The sequence below is a fragment of the Brevundimonas sp. genome (genome assembly GCF_016742135.1).
Taxonomy (GTDB): domain Bacteria; phylum Pseudomonadota; class Alphaproteobacteria; order Caulobacterales; family Caulobacteraceae; genus Brevundimonas.
Genome location: NZ_JACVCG010000003.1, coordinates 120,104 through 138,667, shown reverse-complemented (window position 1 = coordinate 138,667; position 18,564 = coordinate 120,104). Strand labels below are relative to the sequence as shown.

Here is an 18,564-nt window from a genome sequence, read left to right as displayed (position 1 = left end):
AGATGATGACAGACACCGACCCGCGCATCACCCGGCTGAGCGATCGCTCCCTGCTGGTGCTGGACGACGACAATGCGCTCAGAACCCGGCTGGGCCGCGCGCTGGAGTCGCGGGGCTTTGAGGTGACCACGGCGGCCTCGATCGCCGAGGCCCAGGCCGCGCTGGGCCAGCGGGCCCCCGCCTTTGCCGTGCTGGACATGCGGCTGGAGGACGGCAATGGCCTTAAGATCGTCGAGGCCATCCGCGAGCGGCGCGAGGATGCCCGCATCATCATGTTGACCGGCTATGGCGCCATCGCGACCGCCGTGGCGGCGGTCAAGGCCGGGGCGGTCGATTATCTGCAGAAGCCCGCCGATGCCGACGATGTGGTCAAGGCCCTGCTGGCTACCGGCGACGCGCCCGAGCCGCCCGAGAACCCGATGAGCGCCGACCGGGTGCGCTGGGAGCATATCCAGCGCGTCTATGAGCTGTGCGACCACAATGTCTCGGAGACGGCGCGGCGGCTGGGTATGCACCGCCGCACCCTGCAGCGCATCCTGGCCAAGCGCGCGCCGCGCTAGGCGGAAGGTCCTGAGCCCGGACCATCCTCGTCCGGCACCTCGAACCTCGGCCGGGAGTCTTTCGTCAGAAGGGCATCGATCAGGGCTGTGATGCCGACCACCGCCGAGGCCAGCGCGACCAGGTACAGCATGCCGCTGTAAACCCCGCCGAAATTGTAGAATCCTATGCTGTTGACCAGTATGCCGCAGCCAATGATCGCGCTCAGGAAAGCGGGTGTGGCGGTGAACATGCGGCTGAGCAGCCTTGTCGGATCGCTGTCTGCCGGGAGCAGCTTCAGGAACAGGGAGCCCCGTTTGCCGTCGAGGCGCGCCTGCGCAAAGGGCTGGGCGATGAACTCATTGTACTTGTCCTTGTAGACCGACCGGTAGATCCGCCTCATCAGCGCATCGTGGGCCGAAATCGCGGCTTCGGTCGTATTGACCTGAAGGTGCGCGAAGAAGGCAAAAAACGTGATCATGAACGATGCGATCACCATAATGCCTGACCGGTTCACGGGCAGATCCCCGCCTTCGACACCGAAAATGGCGCCGATGAACGCAAGCAGTCCCAGCATGAACGAGTAGAGCCAGACAATATATTTGAGGCGGATCTCCTCGAGGTGTCTGTAGTGCTCGTAAGACTGTTGAAGTTGAACGAGGTCCGCCTCGAATATCCGGTCCCGGTCAGGCGCGGGGACAGGAGCGGGGGTCGAGGGCGTCGATTTGCGCATTCGCCCATGATCGTTCGAAGATCGTCGATCTTCAAGAGGCGGCCCGATCAGCGTCGGGGCTCAGGCCCTTTTCGAAGCGCCGCCAGACGGCCAAAGGCGATGGTCAGGGCCTTGCGGCGGGCCGGAGCCAGCGGCTGCGGGCCTGAATCCCTGAGGATGGCCCCGCCGAAGTCGTCGGCGACGATCAGTCCGACCTCCTGCGGCAGGATGTCGTGCGGAAAGCCCGTCGAGACGGCGAAATAGAAGCGGTCGCAGAAGGGGGCATAGTCGCCCCATTTCCGGTCGCAGCGATAATCCTCGGGGCTGGACTTGACCTCGCAGATGACGATCTCGCCGCGCGGGCCCAGCGCCATGACGTCGGCGCGGCGGCCATTGGGCAGGGCTACCTCAACCAGCGGCGCATGTCCCAGATCGACCATCAGCCGCGCCACGCCCCGGGTGATGCGGCGCGTGGTCTCGGGTCGGGGGCCGGCGACGGGCGCGAGGCTGAGCGACAGAAGCGGGGTGGCGGACATGCCGCCACTATGTTCCGCCTATGTTCTGCATTCAAGCTGGGCGACTACCGGCCCGTGTGCACCGTGCGGCTGGTGTTGAAGCCCAACTGGCCGGCGCGGGCGACGAGGCGATTGCGCTCGGTGGCCGAGGGGTTGGCGCTGCGGTGCCAGATCCACCAGTTCGACTTGTCCGGCAGGCCCATGATGGCCCAGCTGTAGTCCGGGGCATGATCCCAGACCCAGTAGTTCTGACCCGCCAGGCCGCCGAAGCTGAGCAGGCCGGTCAGGGTGAAACGGAATTTGGCATTGGTCGCGGGGTCGGTGACGCGGGCATTGGCGCGCAATATCTCGACCTGGCCGTCCGCCCGACGGGTACAGGTGACGGTGAGGCCATAGCGCCCGGCCCGCGACTGGGGCGTGAAGTCGATCTGGGCGCGGCTGCAGTCCTTTTGCACATCGTTGGGATTACGCACGACCTCGAACCAGCGCCCGTCGAAGCGGTCGAGATCGACATTCGTGGCCTGCGCGAAAACTGGCGTGGACTGGGCCAGGGCGGCGACCGCGAAGGGGGCGGCGATCAGACGGCACAGGGACATGGTGTGTTCCTTCGTCGTTGAAAAGGTCCGGGCAGTTACGCGCCAGACCGCCGTTCGGTTGCCTCAGCCCCGGCTGCGGGCCGCCCACTGCTCGCGCGTCTGGCCCCAGCGATCGACGCGCACGTCCTGAAAGGGTGGCGGCAGGCGGATCGGGCCCAGATTGCGGGACCCCAGACGCTCAGCCAGGGCCCGGGAGGGGTGGTTGTCCGGGTCGATGCAGTGGATCACCTCGACCCAGCCCAGAATGTCGAAGGCATAGTCGAGGCTGGCGATGGCTGCTTCCCGGGCATAGCCCTTGCCCTGGGCGTCAGGGTGCAGGCCCCAGCCGACCTCGGTTCCCGGCCAGCCCAGCGGCTGCCAGGGGCCGATCCGGCCGAGCCAGCGCCCGGTGTCGCGCTCGATCAGCGAGAACATGGCGATGCCGCCGAGCGCCCAGGCCCCGGCCATGGTCATCATGCCGCGCCAGGCGGCCTCGGGGGCCTGGGGTCCGCCGATGAAGCGGGAGGCCTCGGCATCGCCCATCATTTCCGCCCAGCGGGGAAAGTCCGACAGTGCGGTCGGGCGCAGGATAAGGCGCGCGGTCTCGATCCACGGGCCGGGGGCGACGTCATCCGTATCGGCAGAGGTCACAGCGGATACTCCTGTTCGAGGCTGTAGGTGCCGCCGTCCGGGCCCGTGACGCTGGAATACAGGCCGAAATGATCGAGCCGGAAGGGCGGGGATTGCAGCAGATTGTGCCCCTGAACCCAGGCCGCCAGCCGGTCGTCGCGGACGGTGGGCTTGAGATAGGCGAGGGTCACATGCGGGTGATAGGTCCGACGCGGGGGATCGAGCCCTGCCCGCCGGCCCGCGGCGTCGCAGCGCGCGGCCAGCGCGGTCAGGCGCTCATCGGGGGTGACGCCGGCCCAGAGGCTCCGCGCCCTGTGGCCATCGCCGAAGGCCCCGACCCCGGAGAGCGAGAGGGTGAGCGGGCCTCGCCCCGAGGCCCGGACCAGTTCGCCGTCCAGATCGTCGGCCTGACGCCGCGTCATCTCCCCATAGAAGGCGAGGGTGATGTGGAGGGCCTCGACCGGTCTCCAGGCCGCGCCGGGCAGGCCCGTCTGGCGTCGGACCAGGGCCTCGGCGATGTCGGGCGGAACGGCGAGGGCGGTGAACAGGCGGACCATGCGACCCTTGGTAGCGGCCGCGGGCGGGTCGTCCAAGTCCGGTTTCCCTTGCGTGACGGGGCCGGGCTGACGATATTCGTGAGCAAAGGCGGCGATGATGCCGCACGACCCGTGGGAGACACGCTCGAATGAACGAATTCCGGAACCCTGCGCGCCCCCTGCCGCAGACCGCCGACATGGCGATGGACGCGGGCCTGCGCGCCTTCATGCTGGGGGTCTATAACAAGCTGGCGCTCGGCCTCGTGGTGGCCGGAGCCCTCGCCTATGTCACCGGCAATGTCCCGGCGGTGGGGCAGTATCTGTTCGCCGTGGGCCCGGACGGCCGCATCGGCCTGACCATGCTGGGCATGATCGTCCAGTTCTCGCCGCTGGTGATGCTGTTCGGCTCGATGTTCTTCATGAAGAACCCGACGGCAGGCGGCGTGAACCTGCTGTACTGGGCCGTGGTCGCGACCATCGGCGCGGGCATGGGGGTGCTGTTCTTCATCTATACCGACGCCTCGATCGCCTCGACCTTCTTCATCACGGCGGCCGCCTTCGGGGCGCTGAGCCTGTTTGGTTATACGACCAAGAAGGACATGTCGGGGCTGGGCAGCTTCCTGATCATGGGCGTCATCGGTCTGGTGATCGCCATGGTGGTCAATATGTTCCTGGGCAACGGCATGCTGGCGCTGATCATCAGCGTGGTCGGGGTGCTGATCTTCTCGGCCCTGATCGCCTATGACACCCAGCGGCTGAAGATGACCTATTACGCCATGGGCGGAAACCAGGCGGCGCTGGGCGTGGCCACCGGCTTTGGTGCGCTGAGCCTGTTCATCAACTTCATCAACCTGTTCCAGTTCCTGCTGGCCCTGTTCGGCGGCCGGGAATAGGGCATTTTGCATTGCGCTACGTTCGCGTCGCGGACGCTCACTGCTTGAGCGCTAGAACTTCCAGGGCCCCGGTGGAAACGCCGGGGTCTTTTTCTTTTCGTCAGTCGATGACCTGAAACCGGCGGGCGTCGAAGACGCGCAGCACCTGGGCCAGGTCGCGGCCGCGCTTCAGCACCTGTCCGCCCTGGCCGATCACCGCCCACTGGCCTTGGCGGGTCTGGAGGGGGGGGCGCTTTTCGACACGATAGAGGGGGGCGTCGCCGGATCGGGCATAGACGGCGAATTCGGCGACATCGGCCCCGCCCGCGAGGCTGTAGTCGCGCCAGTCCCCGGTCGCGACCAGACGGCCGTAGACCCTGAGAAGCTGGTCCAGCTCGCGCCGCTCGAAGAAGACCGGACCCCGGACGGGGTGAGACCCGGAACTGTCCTGTGACGCGCTGCTCATGGGGGAATCCTAACGCGCTGCCGCCCAAACACCAGAGCCGGCCCGCAGAAGGTGCGCGACCGGAAAACCATGACTATCGGAAAAAATGCAGGGGTCACGAAAACGCCCCCATTTGGTCCTTCGCCCGCCCCCTTGGAGGGCGACAAGACCACATCGGCCCGCTGGAGCCCGGAGCGATCCCGGATCCTGAACAGCCCCCCCCAGCCCCCCGGGTTCCTCCCCAAAGGGTTTCAGTGGGCCGACGCTTCCTCCAAGCGAGCAACGCCCGTTTCGGCCATCCCCCTCCCCCCCAGGCCGGAGCGGGCGTTTGCGTTGGCGGGGACCGTAACCCGGTCCCCGCCAGCCTTACCCCTCACGAAACCTGCCCCGGAAATCAGGGCCTAGAAATCAGAGCCCGGAAATCAGAGCCCGGAAATCAGGGCCCGGAAATCAGGGCCCGGAAATCAGGGCCCGGAAATCAGGGCGAGACCGTCAGGTCGACGGTCTCGCCCGCACGGTGCACGCGCAGCCGGATCGGGCGGCGATCCGTGGCCAGCGCCGAGGCCAGGGCCTGAAGGCTGGAGACCTCGCGGCCATTGACCGAGGCGACCAGATCGCCCGCCATCAGGCCGGCGGACGCGGCGGGCGTGCCGCCCTCCACCACCTCGACCAGAATGCGATGTTGCTGACCGCCGCGTTCACCCGTCCGGGCCTCACGGAAGCCGGCCCCCCAGGCGGTCAGGGCCTCCCGCCCCAGGGCAATGCCGCCCGGCTCGGACATTTCGACGACCAGGGTGGTGCTGTATTCGGTGCCATCGCGCAGATAGACGATATCAAGCCGGCTGCTGGGAGCCGCCACGCCGACGGTCGCCAGGACCGAGCCGGCATTGGCCACCGGCCTTGACTGGACCCGAACGATCACGTCGTCGGGGCGCAGGCCCGCTGTCTCGGCGGGGGAGCCCGGGGCGACATCCCGCACCACGGCCCCGCGCACAATGTTCAGACCCAGTTCGCGGGCCGCGGTGGCGTTCAGCGAACTGAGCTGGGCACCCGTTCCGCCGCGACGGACCTGGCCGTGTTCGCGAATCTGGCCGACGACATACAGCATGATGCGGGTCGGCACGGCAAAGGCGATGCCGTCATTGCCGCCGCCTCCGCCCGACAGGATGGAGGTGTTGATGCCGATCAGCCGCCCGCGACTGTCCAGCAGGGGGCCCCCCGAATTGCCCGAGTTCACCGCCGCGTCGGTCTGGATATAGTCCTCGACCGCATCGCCCAGGCCCGAACGGTTGAGGCCCGAGATGACCCCCATGGTCAGGGTCTGGTCGAGGCCGAGGGGATAGCCCACGGCAAAGGCCAGGTCGCCGGTGCGCAGGGTATCGGAATCGGCCACCTCAACCTGTGACAGACCGGTCCCCTCGATCCGCAGCACGGCGATGTCGGTGGCCTTGTCCGTCCCGATCAGGACAGCGTCGAACAGGCGCCCGTCCGCGAGGTCGACCGTGAATTTCGAGCCTCCCTCGATCACATGGTTGTTGGTAACGATGATGCCCTGACCGGCGTCGAGGATCACGCCGGAGCCGGTCGAGACAGGCTGGGCCTCCGTCCCCGCAGACCGGGGGCCCCGGGACTGGCCCAGGGTGGTCACCTGAACTACGGCCGGGAGGCTGCGCTCAAGCCCGTCGGCGAAGCTGAAGACGCCGCGGGCCTCGTCATAGGGCAGGGGGGTGGCCTGGGCCCGGGCGGCATCCATCGGGAGGCCGGCCATGCCGGTGACGAGCACGGCCGCGACCGACAGTTTCAGCAGGACAGACCGACGCATCGCATTCCCCATTTCGTTCTTCGCTCTGGTCTTAGCGCGAGAAACGCGCCGTGACGATGGCCCCCGGCCCGGCATCGCCGATCGTCAGAACACCGCCGTGGCGGCGCACCACGGCCCGCACGAAGGGCAGGCCCATGCCATGGCTTTCGACGCCGTTTCGGGCCGGGTCGTCGCTGACCGCGTCCTCGACCGGTCCCCGGGCGCGCCCCGGATCCATCCCGGGACCCTGATCGGCGATCGAGACCTCGACCCCTGTATCGGTCGGGTGGGCCCTGAGGGTCACCACGCCGCCTTCGGGTGAGAATTTCACGGCATTGTCGACCAGATTGGTCAGGGCCCGCTGCAGCAGGGAGCGGACCCCCAGCACAGAGGCGGGCTCGACCTCGGTGACCAGACGCACGGCCCGTGTGTCGGCCAGCGGCTCATACAGTTCGGCCGTCGCGATCACGAGCTCATCCAGTTGTACCCGTTCGAACACCCAGGCCGAGCCGTCGCGGAGCGCCAGGGTCTCGTTCATGGCCCGCGTCAGATGACGGAGATCGTCGCCGGCCAGCTGCAGCAGGCGGGCGCGTTCCCCGGGGGTTGCGGCCTCCCCGAGCCGTTCCAGACGCGCGGTGGCCCGGGCCAGCGGGGTGCGGAAATCATGGGCCAGCTGGTCCGAGGAATCGCGCAGCCAGCCCAGCAATTCCTCCAGCCGGTCGAGCGTGCGGTTGACCCGAAGGCTGAGCGGCCGGAGCTCGGGCGCGATGTCATCCACCGGGGGGCGGCGCGAGAAATCGCCCATGGCAGCCCGGTCGAGGGAGGCGCTGACCTCGGCCAGGGCGAGGCCCAGACGGTGGCGGGCAAAGACGGCCGCGGTCAGGCCCGAGATCAGGATCAGCAATCCGCTGAGGCCGACAATCAGTACGGCCCGGCCCCAGGCCTCGCCGGACCGGTCGACGACCCGGCCGACGATGATCTCAAGGGCCCCCGCCTGACGCTTGACGACCACCACCTCCACATCGCGACCCGGGCACAGGGTGCCGGCCGGGAGCGCGGCCACATAGACGTCGTCGCCCAGACCCTTGAGGCGACGGGACCTTGCGTCCTCGAGAGCCGCGAGACCGGCGGGCTTGCCGCTGGGGGCGCGGATGAAGCGCACGCCCGCCCCGCCCCGCCCCGTGCGGCAGACCTCTTCGAGGGTGCGGTCTTCCCGGCTGGGCCCGGACTGAAAGGCGGTGAGCCAGGCCGAGAAATAGGCGGCGTCGGCCTCGGTCACCTGATCGGCACCGAGCCAGGCCTGGGCCCCCAGTTTGTCGACCATGGTGGCATAGTCCGCGAGCGCCACGAGGGCCGCCTTCTGGCGCTGGTCGGCGCGCACGGCCTGGCCGGTGATGACCACTGACCCCGACAGGGCCAGCGCCGCCAGCACCGCCACGGCGACCGACAGCTGGGCCGAGGTCCTCCCGGCCAACCACCCGCGCAGGCCGGACAGGGGACCCGACATCCGGCCTCAGCCCACGCCGTCGAGGTCGCGGAACACCAGGCTCTGGCTGCGCGCCGAGACGATCAGGGGGTGCATGGCGTCCGGCACCTCGGGGCACTGGTCCTTGAGCCGGCGCCTGAGGGCGCTGATCCGGGCGTCGATGATGTTGACGAAATTGTCGGGCAGGAAATTCCACTCCACCCAGCATTTGTCCCACAGCATGGTCTTGGTCACCGGCTGGCCGCGCGCGGTCATCAGCTCGCAGACGATGGCGAATTCGAGCGGCGACAGCTCGATGGCGCGCAGACCGCCGTCGGCGCTCCGGACCTGCAGGGTGCGGGCGCCGGGGGACAGGATGAAGGGGCCGTTGGTGACCTCGCCGCCGTTTGCCCTGGCGCGGCGGCCCGCGCGGCGCAGCTGGGCGGCGATGCGGGCCAGCAGTTCCTCGTCGCCCACCGGCTTGGCCAGATAGTCGTCGGCGCCGCCCAGCAGGCCCTCGACCTTTTGTCGCTCGGCGCCGAGCGCGGTCAGCATCAGGGCCGGAGAGTCGGACGAAGGGCCCTGGCCCGCCCGGATGCGCTTCAGCGTTTCCAGCCCGTCCAGCCCCGCGGTCAGCCGATCAAGGATCAGCACGTCATAGGGGGTATCGGCGGCGGCCTTGAGCGCCTGTTCGCCCGACTCGACGCGGTCGACGCGGGCGAAACCGGCCCGCGTCAGGCGGCTGGCAACGTGCTCGGACAGGGCCGGCTCGTCCTCGAGAAGCAGGGCGGTCATGCCGCCGAACACCTCGGCCAGCTGGGCGAACGCGTCCTCGCCCACCGTCGTGTCCGTCTGGTTCACCTGGTCCATACGCCCGCCTCCCCGCTCGCGCAGAGGATAGGCCCCTGTCCCGGAAAGACAATGTTCGGCCTATGGGCCGATGGACGCGCCTGACAGTTTCTGACGCACCGGGCCTAGAAGGCGCTCTGGCCGGTGATGGCCCGGCCGAGGATCAGGGCGTGGACGTCGTGGGCGCCCTCATAGGTATTGACGGTCTCGAGGTTCATGGCGTGGCGCATGACGTGCATCTCGCCGGTGATGCCGGCCCCGCCGTGCATGTCGCGGGCCTCGCGGGCGATGGCGAGCGCCTTGCCGCAATTGTTGCGCTTCATCATCGAGATGGCCTCGGGCACCCAGGCGCCGGTGTCGAGCAGGCGGCCCAGCGCCAGCGCGCCCTCCAGTCCCAGGAAGATCTCGGTCTGCATGTCAGCCAGCTTCTTCTGGACCAGCTGGCGCGAGGACAGGGGCCGGCCGAACAGCATGCGCTCGCCCACATAGTCGCGGGTGGCGTGGAAGCAGAACTCGGCCGCCCCCATCGCGCCCCAGGCGATGCCGTAACGCGCCTTGTTGAGGCAGGAGAACGGGCCGCGCAGGCCCTTCACACCTGGCAGCAGATTGGCCTCGGGCACGAAGACGTCGTTCAGGCCGATGTCGCCGGTGATGGAGGCGCGCAGTGACAGCTTGTCGCCGATCTTGTCGGTGGTGAAGCCGTCGAAGTCGCGCTCGACGATGAAGCCGCGGATGACGTCATCCAGCTTGGCCCAGACGATGGCCAGATCGCTGATGGGGCTGTTGGTGATCCAGTATTTGGCGCCGTTCAGGCGATAGCCGCCGTCGACCTTGTCCGCGCGGGTTTTCATCGAGGCCGGGTCCGAGCCGCCGTCGGCCTCGGTCAGGCCGAAACAGCCGATCAGCTCGCCGGCCGCCATCTTCGGCAGGAATTTCGCCTTCTGCTCATCGGAGCCAAAGGCATAGATGGGGTACATGGCCAGCGACGACTGGACCGACATGGCCGAGCGATAGCCACTGTCGACCGCCTCGATCTCGCGCGCGATCAGGCCATAGGCGACGTGGGAGGCGTTTGACCCGCCGTACTCCTCGGGCAGCATGGCGCCGAGAAAGCCCATCTCGCCCATCTCGGTCATGATCGCGCGGTCGAAGGTCTCGTCGGCGAAGGCGCGCACCACGCGGGGCAACAGCTGCGCGCGGGCATAGGCGCGGGCGGCGTCGCGGATCATGCCCTCGTCGTCGGTCAGGCGGCTGTCCATATCCAGCGGATCATCCCAGCGGAAGGTGCGGGTCGGGGGGGTGCCGTCGGCCATGGAGGCGCTCCTGAATCTGCGGGCGGGTCGCTGATCGGACCTCTTTTTCTGCCCCTGCCGCCGGGGTTTAGGCCAGAACGTGTGCGACGGGTAGAGGGCCGCGCGGACTGCGGCTATGATCCCCGCCATGAGCCGTCTGTTTCACCGTCTGTTCGTCGACCACCCGCGCGAGGTGGATGAGGGCTATTTCGAACATATGGCCGCCTCGTCGCGGTTCGGGTTTCGCCTGCTGAAGCTGGCGGGGGCGGCCTTCCTGCATTCCGTCGTGCCGGGTCTGTGCAAGACGACCGTCTCGCGCGAGGTCTGCTGCATGGCCGATGAGGTGGGTAGCCGGGCCCGCGAGGCCCGCGAATGCCGCATGCGCGAGGCGGGCGTCTGGGATCCCGGCCTTTGACATCATCCGCAAAGGGACCGCTGGCGGGCGTTCGCGTCCTTGACCTAAGCCGGGTTCTGGCCGGGCCGTGGGCGACGCAGACACTGGCGGACCTCGGCGCCGAGGTGATCAAGATCGAGCGGCCCGGGGCCGGGGATGACACCCGCCTGTGGGGCCCGCCCTTCACCACGAAGACGGATGGATCGCGCGGGGATGCGGCCTATTTCCTGTGCGCCAACCGGGGCAAGAAGTCGGTGGCGGTCGATATCGCCACGCCCGAGGGGACCGAGGCGGTCCGCAAACTGGCCATGACCTGCGATGTGGTGGTCGAGAATTTCAAGACCGGCGGGCTGAAGAAGTACGGGCTGGACTGGGCCTCGCTGAAGGCGATCAATCCGAAGCTGGTCTATTGCTCGATCACCGGCTTTGGCCAGGACGGGCCCGACGCCCACCGGGCGGGCTATGACTATATGATCCAGGCCATGGGCGGGCTGATGAGTGTCACCGGCCAGCCCGACGGGGCGCCGGGGGCCGAGCCGATGAAGGTCGGGGTGGCGGTCGCCGATCTGTTCACCGGCCTCTATGCCTCGAATGCCATTCTGGCCGCCCTGCTACATGCGCGCGCGACGGGTGAGGGCCAGCAGATCGACATCGCCCTGTTCGATGTGCAGGCCGCCATGCTGGCCAATCAGGCGACCAATTATTTCGTCTCGGGCAAGACCCCCACGCGCATGGGCAATGCCCACCCGAACCTGTCACCCTATCAGCCCTTTCCGTGCACGGACGGTATGGTCGTGATCGCGGTCGGCAATGATGGCCAGTTCCGCGCCCTGTGCACGGCGCTGGGCGCGCCGGGCATGGGCACCGACCCCCGCTATGCCACCAATGCGGTGCGGATCGAGAACCGCGCGACCCTGTCGGCCGAGCTGTCGGCCCTGACCGCCGGGCAATCGATGAAGGGGCTGATGGCGGCGCTGGAGGCTGCGGGCGTGCCCTGCGGCCCCGTCAATACCGTCGATCAGGTGTTCGCCGAGCCGCAGGCGAAGCACCGGGGGCTGGAGGTCGAACAGACCCGCGCCGATCTGTCGGAGCCCATCCGCACCGTGGCCAGCCCGATCCGCATGTCGGCGACGCCGGTCGCCTATGATCGGCCCCCGCCCGCGCTGGGGGAACATACGGATGAGGTGCTGGGGGAGGGCCAGGGCCGCTAGCTGCGAAGGTCGGCAAACGATCCGCAATACCCCAGAAGCCCGGCAAACAGCGCGCTGCCGAGGATCAGGAAGGTGCCCAACTGGATCAACGGCCGCGACCCGACCAGACCCTGAACATCCGCCTCGTCAAGTTCGCCGATCCTGCCGGGCGTGGCCTCGACCTGCCATTCGTCATTGTCATCCGGGGTCGCGAATTCTCCGGCCCGTGCCCGGCGGGCGATATCGCGGGCCGCGTCGATTTGCTCCGCATAGGCGACGACCCGGATTCCCCCCAGGGCCATTTGCACATGGGGTAGCATGGTGGCCATGTCCCGATCGGGAAGCCAGGCGCGAATGCCGTGCCGACCCAGCAGGGCAACCAGCAATTCCGCCTCCGCCACCGTCAGAAATCGGGCGACCTCATACTCTTCGGCCATCCGCCCTCCGGTAATCTTTACCTTAAAGGTCCAGCAGGAAGCGTTGCGGATCCTCGAGGTGCTCCTTGATCCGGACAAGGAAGGTCACGGCTTCCTTGCCGTCGACGATGCGGTGATCGTAGCTGAGGGCCAGATACATCATCGGGCGGATCTCGACCTGGCCGTTGATGGCCATGGGGCGCTGGACGATGTTGTGCATGCCCAGAATGCCCGACTGGGGCATGTTCAGGATGGGCGTCGACATCAGCGAGCCATAGACGCCGCCGTTGGTGATGGTGAAGGTGCCGCCCTGGAGCTGGTCCAGAGTCAGATTGCCGTCGCGGGCGGCGCGGCCCAGATCGCCGATGCCCTTTTCGATCCCGGCCAGCGACAGGGTGTCGGCATCGCGCAGCACCGGCACGACCAGACCCTTTTCGGTGCCGACGGCGACGCCGATGTCATAGTGGTTCTTGTAGATGATGTCGGTGCCGTCGATCTCGGCATTGACGGCGGGCAGCTCCTTGAGCGCCGCAATCGTGGCCTTCACGAAGAAGCTCATGAAGCCCAGCTTGATGCCGTGATGCTTTTCGAAGGCGTCCTTGTAGCGATTGCGCAGCGCCATGATCGCCGACATGTCCACCTCATTGAAGGTGGTCAGCTGGGCGGCCGTGTTCTGCGATTCCTTCAGGCGGCGGGCGATGGTCTGGCGCAGGCGGGTCATCCTGACCCGTTCCTCGCGCGGCTGGTCGGCGCGCGGCGGAGCCGCAGGCGCGGCCCTGGCCGGAGCCGCAGCGGCAGTCGGCTGGGGCTGGGCGGCGGCCTTCAGCGCATCGGCCTTGGTGATATTGCCCTTGGGTCCGGTGGCCTGGATGGATTTCGGATCGAGGTTGTTCTCGGCCACCACACGCTGGACGGCGGGCGACAGGTGCGGGTCGTCCGAGCCCGACGACGCCTTGGCCGGAGCGGCCTCGGCCCTGGGGGCCGCCGCAGCAGCCTCGCCGGAGGCAGCGATCTGGCCGATCACCTGACCGGGGGTGACGGTCGAACCGGCCTCGGCCGAAATGGTCAGGATGCCGTCGGCGGGGGCGCTGATTTCCACGGCCACCTTGTCGGTCTCGATCTCGACCAGCAGTTCGTCCTTGGCCACCCGGTCGCCGGACTTCTTTTGCCAGGTTCCGACCGAGCCCTCGGCCACGCTTTCGCCCATGGTCGGCACCTGAACGGGGACCGAAGCCTCGCCTCCAGCCTTCGGGGCCTCGGCAGGTTTGGCCTCGGCCGTGGGGGCGGCTTCTCCGGCGGGGGCGGCAGCGCCCTCGGTCACCTTGCCGAGGATGGCGCCGGGGGCGACGGTGTCGCCGGCATCGAAGGCGATCTCGGCCAGGGTGCCGTCGGCGGGCGAGACGACCTCAAGCGAGACCTTGTCGGTTTCCAGCTCGACCAGCAGCTCATCGCGCCTGACCGGATCGCCGACCTTCTTCGTCCACTTCGCAATGGTGGCTTCGGCGACGGATTCACCAAGGGCGGGGGTCAGGATATCAGCCATGTCAGTTCCGGTTCCGGATAAGCAGGGGTCAGTTCGGGGTGGCGAGGGCGTCGGCAAGGAAGGCGTCGAGCTCGGCCTTGTGGCGGCTCATCAGGCCGGCCGCCGTCGAGGCCGAGGCGGGGCGACCCACGTAACGGGCGCGCTTCGCCTTCACATCGAGACGCTCGAGCGTCAGTTCAAGCCACGGATCGACAAAGGTCCAGCCGCCCATGTTCTTGGGCTCTTCCTGACACCAGACCAGTTCGGCCCCGGGGAAGCGGGCCAGTTCGGTCATCAGCGACTTCATCGGCCAAGGATAGAACTGTTCCAGCCGCAGGATGTAGATGTCGTCGACCGGCTTGCCGTCCTTGAAGGCGGCCTCGCGCGCTTCCAGCAGGTCGTAATAGACCTTGCCCGAGCACAGGATGACGCGGCGGATGTCGGCGTCAGGCCTGAGCGTCATGCCCGCCACATCGGGACGGGTCTGGGCGTCGTCGTGGAGCACACGGTGGAAGGAGCTGCCCTCGGCCAGATCCGACAGGGGGGAGACCGCCTTCTTGTGACGCAGCAGCGACTTGGGCGTCATCAGGATCAGCGGCTTCCTGAACGGGCGGTGCATCTGGCGACGCAGGATGTGGAAATAGTTGGCCGGGGTGGTGCAGTTGGCGACCTGCATATTGTCCTCGGCGCAGGCCTGCAGGAAGCGTTCGAGGCGGGCCGAGGAATGCTCCGGGCCCTGACCTTCATAACCGTGCGGCAGCAGCATGGTCAGGCCGCACATGCGCAGCCATTTCCGCTCGCCCGAGCTGATGAACTGGTCGATGACCACCTGGGCGCCGTTGACGAAGTCGCCGAACTGGGCCTCCCACATCACCAGGGTGTTGGGATCGCTGAGGGCGTAGCCGTATTCAAAACCCAGCACCGCCTCTTCCGACAGGGCCGAGTCGATCACCTCGAAATGGGCCTGGCCCTCGCGCAGGTGATTGAGCGGGATGAAGCGTTCTTCCGTGGTCTGATCAATGATGCCGGAGTGGCGCTGGCTAAAGGTGCCGCGGACAGAATCCTGACCCGACAGGCGGACGGGGAAGCCCTCGTCCAGAAGGGTGCCGAAGGCGAGACTTTCGGCCGTGGCCCAGTCGAGGTCCTGACCGGTCTCGATCATCTGGCGGCGGCCGTCCAGCACCCGGCGCAGGGTCTTGTGCACGTCGATGCTGTTGGGGACGGTGGTCAGGCGGGTGCCGATCTCGACGAGGCGATCCTTCGGGACGGCAGTCTCGCCGCGCAGCTCGTCGCCCTCCGGCTTGCCGATGCCGTGCCACTGGCCATCCAGCCAGTCGGCCTTTTCAGGCTTGAAGTCCTTGCCGGCCTCGAACTCGGCATCAAGGAACTGCTCGAAACGGGTGATCTCGGCCTCGACGTCTTCGGCAGTGATGACCCCCTCGGCGACCAGACGCTCGGCATAGAGTTCGCGGGTCGATTTCTGGGCCCGGATCTTCGAATACATCAGGGGCTGGGTGAAGGTCGGGTCGTCGCCTTCGTTGTGGCCGAAGCGGCGGTAGCAGAACATGTCCACCACCACGTCCTTGTGGAATTTCTGGCGGAACTCGGTGGCCACCTTGGCAGCGAAGACCACCGCCTCGGGATCATCGCCGTTCACGTGGAAGATCGGCGCCTGGACCATCAGGGCCACGTCCGACGGATAGGGCGAGGAGCGGCTGTTGCGCGGCGCCGTGGTGAAGCCGATCTGGTTGTTGACGACGAAGTGAACCGTGCCGCCGGTGCGGTAGCCCTTCAGCCCCATCAGGGCGAAACATTCGGCCACCACGCCCTGGCCGGCGAAGGCCGCATCGCCGTGGATCAGCAGGGGCATGACCTTGGTGCGGTCCAGCGCCCATTCGGCTTCGGGCTTGCCGGCGTTGGCCTCGCGGATGTCGAACGCCTGCTTGGCGCGCGCCTTGCCCAGAACGACCGGATTGACGATCTCGAGGTGGGACGGGTTGGCGGTCAGCGACAGGTGGACGGTATTGTCGTCGAACGAGCGGTCCGAGCTGGCGCCCATGTGGTATTTGACGTCGCCCGACCCCTCGATGTCGGACGGCACGGACGAACCGCCCTGGAACTCGTGGAAGATCGCGCGATAGGGCTTGCCCATGACCGCCGACAGGACGTTCAGACGCCCGCGGTGGGCCATGCCCAGCACGATCTCGTCGACGCCCAGATTGCCGCCGCGCTTGATGACCTGCTCGAGCGCCGGGACCATGGCCTCGCCGCCATCGAGGCCGAAGCGCTTGGTGCCGGGGAAGCGCTTGTGCAGGAAGCGTTCGAAGGTCTCGGCTTCGATCAGCTTGTTGAGGATGGCCAGCTTGCCCTCGCGGGTGAAGGCGTTCTCCTCGAACTTGTCGGGGCCCTCGATGCGCGCCTGCAGCCAGGACTTCTCCTCGGGCTCGGCGATGTGCATGTACTGGATGCCGATATGGCCGCAGTAGGTGCGCCTGAGGATATCAAGAACCTCGCGCAGGGTGCCGGTCTCAAGGCCCAGCACGCCGTCGAGGAAGATCGGCTTGTCGAGGTCGGTCTCGCTGAAGCCATAGAATTCGGGCGTCAGCTCGGGATTACGGACTGGCGGCTCCATGCCCAGCGGGTCGAGCGTCGCCTGCAGATGGCCGCGCACGCGATAGGCCCGGATCAGCATCAGGGCGCGGATCGAGTCATGGGCGGCGGCGCGCACATCCTCGGGCGTCGTCGCCCGGGAGGAAGCGGGCGCAGGGGCCGCCGCCGGTGCGGCCTTGCCCGGCTTGCCGGCCGGTTTGGCTTCGGGCCAGCGACCGTCGAACACGCCGGTGTCCTCGGTGGGTTCGCCCGCGCCCTTGCGGCCCCATGCACCGGCTTCGGCGGAGGCCTTTACCGTCGCGGCACTGTCGCGCAACTGGTCAAAGAAGGACCGCCACTCGGCCGACACCGAAGCCGGGTCATCGGCCCAGCGCGCGTGAAGGTCCTCGATGAAGGCGGCATTCGCCCCGTAGAGAAAGCTGGTCTCGGCAAAGACCTGGTTCAGCCGACCGGCATCATCCGCCATCGTGTTCGTCGCAATCCCTTGGCCGCGGAGCGGCACGCTCCGTCGGTGACAGGGTCATATACGCACGGTTCGGCTGCGGGTCATGACCGAAACGGGGCGAAAGGGCGGGAAATTTGGTCCTGCGACAAGAAATTTCCCGCAACAGCCCCGCTTCAGCCCTTCAGGACCTCGACCAGGGTGGTGCCGAGGCGCGCCGGCGACGGCGAAACCGTGATGCCGGCCGCCTCCATGGCCGCGATCTTGGACTCCGCATCGCCCTTGCCGCCCGAGACGACGGCGCCGGCGTGGCCCATGGTGCGGCCCTTGGGCGCAGTGCGACCGGCGATGAAGCCGACCATGGGCTTCTTGCGGCCCTTCTTCGCCTCGTCGATCAGGAACTGGGCCGCGTCTTCCTCGGCCGCGCCGCCGATCTCGCCGATCATGACGATCGATTCGGTCGCATCGTCCGCCAGGAACATCTCGAGGACGTCGATGAACTCGGTGCCCTTGACCGGATCGCCGCCGATGCCGACCGCCGTGGTCTGGCCCAGACCCTCGTTCGAGGTCTGGAATACGGCCTCATAGGTCAGGGTGCCGGAGCGCGAGACGATGCCGACCGAGCCCTTGCGGAAGATAGAGCCCGGCATGATGCCGATCTTGCATTCCTCGGGGGTCAGGATGCCGGGGCAGTTGGGGCCCAGCAGACGCGAGTTCGACCGGTCGAGGCGCGCCTTGACCCGCACCATGTCGGCGACCGGAATACCCTCGGTGATGCAGACGATGAAGGGTACCTCGGCCTCGATCGCCTCGATGATGGCGTCTGCGGCCCCGGCCGGCGGCACATAGATGACCGAGGCGTCGGCGCCGGTCCGCTCGCGCCCCTCGGCCACCGAGGCGAAGATCGGCAGGCTCTCGCCCTCCGACCCGTGCCAGGTCTCGCCGCCCTTCTTCGGGTGGACGCCGCCGACCATCTTCGTGCCGAAATAGCGCAGCGCCTGTTCGGTGTGGAAGGTGCCGGTCTTGCCGGTCAGCCCCTGGACGAGGACGCGGGTGTCTTTGTTGACGAGAATGGACATGGGGAACCTGGATTCAAGCGCCGCGAGGCGGTGCAGGGGTGGGGGAGGAAGGCGCGAAGGCGAGCAGGGGGCGGTCAGCGGGTTTGGGGCCGCATGAACATGATCATGATCACGCCCTCGGAGTCGCCGGTCATGACGATCCGCATGTCGTCATTGGCCGCCAACTCAAGCAGGGCATCCTCGGCCAGGTCCGGCGCGATGGCGACCTTTCGGCCGTCCTGGATGGTGTAGGGATAGCCGCGAAGCTCCCCCGTGCTCATGTCGTCATTGGGCGTCATGTCCAGCCAGCGGGCGACGGCACCGTCCACGGCGGCATAGTCGCCGGGCATCACGCCAATGGCGCACACAGCAAGATACAGGTCGCCACCATTGGTCAGGGTGCCCAGCCCCTCGTTCATGTCGCCGGTCATGGCGATGTTGATGCCCTCGTTTCCGAACAGCATCCTGGCCTGCAGATTATCGAACGGGGCATCCGGTCCCAGCATCTCGGGCGGCAGCACGCTCCAACCGGCCGCGTCCAGTTTGGCCATGGCGACCGACGCCTGACCATCGGTCTCGACACAGGTCGACTGGAAGGTCGCCAGCAGGGGATCAGCCGCCTGAGCCTGGGCCACGGCCGGGACGAGGGCGAGGGCCGTAGCCGCGGCGAGGGGCTTGAGGATCGACAGGAGGGACATAGGCA

Annotated in this window: 19 protein-coding genes; 4 read left to right on the top strand and 15 right to left on the bottom strand. The window is 67.6% G+C overall.

Annotation, left to right across the window (positions count from 1 at the left end; all coding sequences use genetic code 11):
• The first annotated feature begins 5 nt into the window (after nt 1–5).
• On the top strand, nt 6–560 hold the full coding sequence (locus IBJ06_RS07495; protein ID WP_292158826.1) for an ActR/PrrA/RegA family redox response regulator transcription factor: 555 nt from the start codon (nt 6–8) through the stop codon (nt 558–560).
• Here the strand turns inward: IBJ06_RS07495 and IBJ06_RS07490 are convergent.
• The 5 genes from IBJ06_RS07490 to thpR all read right to left on the bottom strand — a co-directional run bounded on the left by IBJ06_RS07490 (nt 557) and on the right by thpR (nt 3,526).
• Nucleotides 557–1,270 (bottom strand): hypothetical protein, encoded by a 714-nt coding sequence (locus IBJ06_RS07490; RefSeq protein WP_292158824.1) that lies wholly within the window; start codon nt 1,268–1,270, stop codon nt 557–559. The genes IBJ06_RS07495 and IBJ06_RS07490 overlap by 4 nt on opposite strands.
• A gap of 47 nt (nt 1,271–1,317) precedes the next feature.
• Entirely contained in the window at nt 1,318–1,785 is a 468-nt protein-coding gene (mmcB, locus tag IBJ06_RS07485; protein WP_292158822.1) for a DNA repair putative endonuclease MmcB, read from the bottom strand.
• 44 nt (nt 1,786–1,829) lie between these two features.
• Complete coding sequence (locus IBJ06_RS07480; protein ID WP_292158820.1) at nt 1,830–2,360, bottom strand: lipocalin family protein; 531 nt, start codon at nt 2,358–2,360, stop codon at nt 1,830–1,832.
• A 63-nt stretch (nt 2,361–2,423) separates the two neighbouring features.
• On the bottom strand, nt 2,424–2,990 hold the full coding sequence (locus IBJ06_RS07475; RefSeq protein WP_292158818.1) for a GNAT family N-acetyltransferase: 567 nt from the start codon (nt 2,988–2,990) through the stop codon (nt 2,424–2,426).
• Nucleotides 2,987–3,526, bottom strand: coding sequence for an RNA 2',3'-cyclic phosphodiesterase (gene thpR / locus IBJ06_RS07470; RefSeq protein ID WP_292159387.1), 540 nt, complete (start codon nt 3,524–3,526; stop codon nt 2,987–2,989). The genes IBJ06_RS07475 and thpR overlap by 4 nt, the downstream gene beginning before the upstream one ends.
• 128 nt (nt 3,527–3,654) lie before the next feature.
• Between thpR and IBJ06_RS07465 the strand changes: the two genes are divergently transcribed.
• Nucleotides 3,655–4,398: a Bax inhibitor-1/YccA family protein gene (locus IBJ06_RS07465; RefSeq protein WP_292158816.1), complete on the top strand. Its 744-nt coding sequence runs from the start codon at nt 3,655–3,657 to the stop codon at nt 4,396–4,398.
• A 100-nt stretch (nt 4,399–4,498) separates the two neighbouring features.
• Here IBJ06_RS07465 and IBJ06_RS07460 read toward each other — a convergent pair whose 3' ends face one another.
• The 5 genes from IBJ06_RS07460 to IBJ06_RS07440 form a co-directional block, all read right to left on the bottom strand.
• Nucleotides 4,499–4,843 (bottom strand): DUF2794 domain-containing protein, encoded by a 345-nt coding sequence (locus tag IBJ06_RS07460; protein ID WP_292158814.1) that lies wholly within the window; start codon nt 4,841–4,843, stop codon nt 4,499–4,501.
• A 457-nt stretch (nt 4,844–5,300) separates the two neighbouring features.
• Entirely contained in the window at nt 5,301–6,644 is a 1,344-nt protein-coding gene (locus IBJ06_RS07455) for a trypsin-like peptidase domain-containing protein (protein WP_292158813.1), read from the bottom strand.
• Between the two features lie 31 nt (nt 6,645–6,675).
• A complete protein-coding gene (locus IBJ06_RS07450; RefSeq protein ID WP_292158812.1) occupies nt 6,676–8,130 on the bottom strand; it encodes a HAMP domain-containing sensor histidine kinase in 1,455 nt (484 codons plus the stop codon).
• A 6-nt stretch (nt 8,131–8,136) separates the two neighbouring features.
• Nucleotides 8,137–8,958 (bottom strand): response regulator transcription factor, encoded by an 822-nt coding sequence (locus tag IBJ06_RS07445; protein WP_292158810.1) that lies wholly within the window; start codon nt 8,956–8,958, stop codon nt 8,137–8,139.
• A 104-nt stretch (nt 8,959–9,062) separates the two neighbouring features.
• Entirely contained in the window at nt 9,063–10,250 is a 1,188-nt protein-coding gene (locus IBJ06_RS07440) for an acyl-CoA dehydrogenase family protein (protein WP_292158807.1), read from the bottom strand.
• A gap of 127 nt (nt 10,251–10,377) precedes the next feature.
• Between IBJ06_RS07440 and IBJ06_RS07435 the strand changes: the two genes are divergently transcribed.
• Both IBJ06_RS07435 and IBJ06_RS07430 read left to right on the top strand, forming a co-directional pair.
• Nucleotides 10,378–10,644: a DUF6356 family protein gene (locus IBJ06_RS07435; RefSeq protein WP_292158805.1), complete on the top strand. Its 267-nt coding sequence runs from the start codon at nt 10,378–10,380 to the stop codon at nt 10,642–10,644.
• Entirely contained in the window at nt 10,641–11,834 is a 1,194-nt protein-coding gene (locus IBJ06_RS07430) for a CaiB/BaiF CoA-transferase family protein (protein WP_292158803.1), read from the top strand. The genes IBJ06_RS07435 and IBJ06_RS07430 overlap by 4 nt, the downstream gene beginning before the upstream one ends.
• Here the strand turns inward: IBJ06_RS07430 and IBJ06_RS07425 are convergent.
• The 5 genes from IBJ06_RS07425 to IBJ06_RS07400 form a co-directional block, all read right to left on the bottom strand.
• Nucleotides 11,831–12,250, bottom strand: coding sequence for a hypothetical protein (locus IBJ06_RS07425; RefSeq protein ID WP_292158801.1), 420 nt, complete (start codon nt 12,248–12,250; stop codon nt 11,831–11,833). The two genes, IBJ06_RS07430 and IBJ06_RS07425, sit on opposite strands and share 4 nt — an antisense overlap.
• Before the next feature lie 22 nt (nt 12,251–12,272).
• A complete protein-coding gene (gene odhB / locus IBJ06_RS07420; RefSeq protein ID WP_365812242.1) occupies nt 12,273–13,772 on the bottom strand; it encodes a 2-oxoglutarate dehydrogenase complex dihydrolipoyllysine-residue succinyltransferase in 1,500 nt (499 codons plus the stop codon).
• Nucleotides 13,773–13,800: 28 nt separating this feature from the next.
• Complete coding sequence (locus tag IBJ06_RS07410) at nt 13,801–16,827, bottom strand: 2-oxoglutarate dehydrogenase E1 component (RefSeq protein WP_292158798.1); 3,027 nt, start codon at nt 16,825–16,827, stop codon at nt 13,801–13,803.
• A gap of 152 nt (nt 16,828–16,979) precedes the next feature.
• On the bottom strand, nt 16,980–17,882 hold the full coding sequence (gene sucD, locus IBJ06_RS07405; protein ID WP_292158796.1) for a succinate--CoA ligase subunit alpha: 903 nt from the start codon (nt 17,880–17,882) through the stop codon (nt 16,980–16,982).
• A gap of 74 nt (nt 17,883–17,956) precedes the next feature.
• A complete protein-coding gene (locus IBJ06_RS07400) occupies nt 17,957–18,559 on the bottom strand; it encodes a hypothetical protein (RefSeq protein ID WP_292158794.1) in 603 nt (200 codons plus the stop codon).
• Nucleotides 18,560–18,564 lie beyond the last annotated feature (5 nt).

Coding starts and splice junctions, on each gene's coding strand:
- IBJ06_RS07495 (WP_292158826.1), top strand. CDS start 6: ATGACAGACACCGACCCGCGCATCACCCGGCTGAGCGATCGCTCCCTG.
- IBJ06_RS07490 (WP_292158824.1), bottom strand. CDS start 1,270: ATGCGCAAATCGACGCCCTCGACCCCCGCTCCTGTCCCCGCGCCTGAC.
- mmcB (WP_292158822.1), bottom strand. CDS start 1,785: ATGTCCGCCACCCCGCTTCTGTCGCTCAGCCTCGCGCCCGTCGCCGGC.
- IBJ06_RS07480 (WP_292158820.1), bottom strand. CDS start 2,360: ATGTCCCTGTGCCGTCTGATCGCCGCCCCCTTCGCGGTCGCCGCCCTG.
- thpR (WP_292159387.1), bottom strand. CDS start 3,526: ATGGTCCGCCTGTTCACCGCCCTCGCCGTTCCGCCCGACATCGCCGAG.
- IBJ06_RS07465 (WP_292158816.1), top strand. CDS start 3,655: ATGAACGAATTCCGGAACCCTGCGCGCCCCCTGCCGCAGACCGCCGAC.
- IBJ06_RS07460 (WP_292158814.1), bottom strand. CDS start 4,843: ATGAGCAGCGCGTCACAGGACAGTTCCGGGTCTCACCCCGTCCGGGGT.
- IBJ06_RS07455 (WP_292158813.1), bottom strand. CDS start 6,644: ATGCGTCGGTCTGTCCTGCTGAAACTGTCGGTCGCGGCCGTGCTCGTC.
- IBJ06_RS07450 (WP_292158812.1), bottom strand. CDS start 8,130: ATGTCGGGTCCCCTGTCCGGCCTGCGCGGGTGGTTGGCCGGGAGGACC.
- IBJ06_RS07445 (WP_292158810.1), bottom strand. CDS start 8,958: ATGGACCAGGTGAACCAGACGGACACGACGGTGGGCGAGGACGCGTTC.
- IBJ06_RS07440 (WP_292158807.1), bottom strand. CDS start 10,250: ATGGCCGACGGCACCCCCCCGACCCGCACCTTCCGCTGGGATGATCCG.
- IBJ06_RS07435 (WP_292158805.1), top strand. CDS start 10,378: ATGAGCCGTCTGTTTCACCGTCTGTTCGTCGACCACCCGCGCGAGGTG.
- IBJ06_RS07425 (WP_292158801.1), bottom strand. CDS start 12,250: ATGGCCGAAGAGTATGAGGTCGCCCGATTTCTGACGGTGGCGGAGGCG.
- odhB (WP_365812242.1), bottom strand. CDS start 13,772: ATGGCTGATATCCTGACCCCCGCCCTTGGTGAATCCGTCGCCGAAGCC.
- IBJ06_RS07410 (WP_292158798.1), bottom strand. CDS start 16,827: ATGGCGGATGATGCCGGTCGGCTGAACCAGGTCTTTGCCGAGACCAGC.
- sucD (WP_292158796.1), bottom strand. CDS start 17,882: ATGTCCATTCTCGTCAACAAAGACACCCGCGTCCTCGTCCAGGGGCTG.
- IBJ06_RS07400 (WP_292158794.1), bottom strand. CDS start 18,559: ATGTCCCTCCTGTCGATCCTCAAGCCCCTCGCCGCGGCTACGGCCCTC.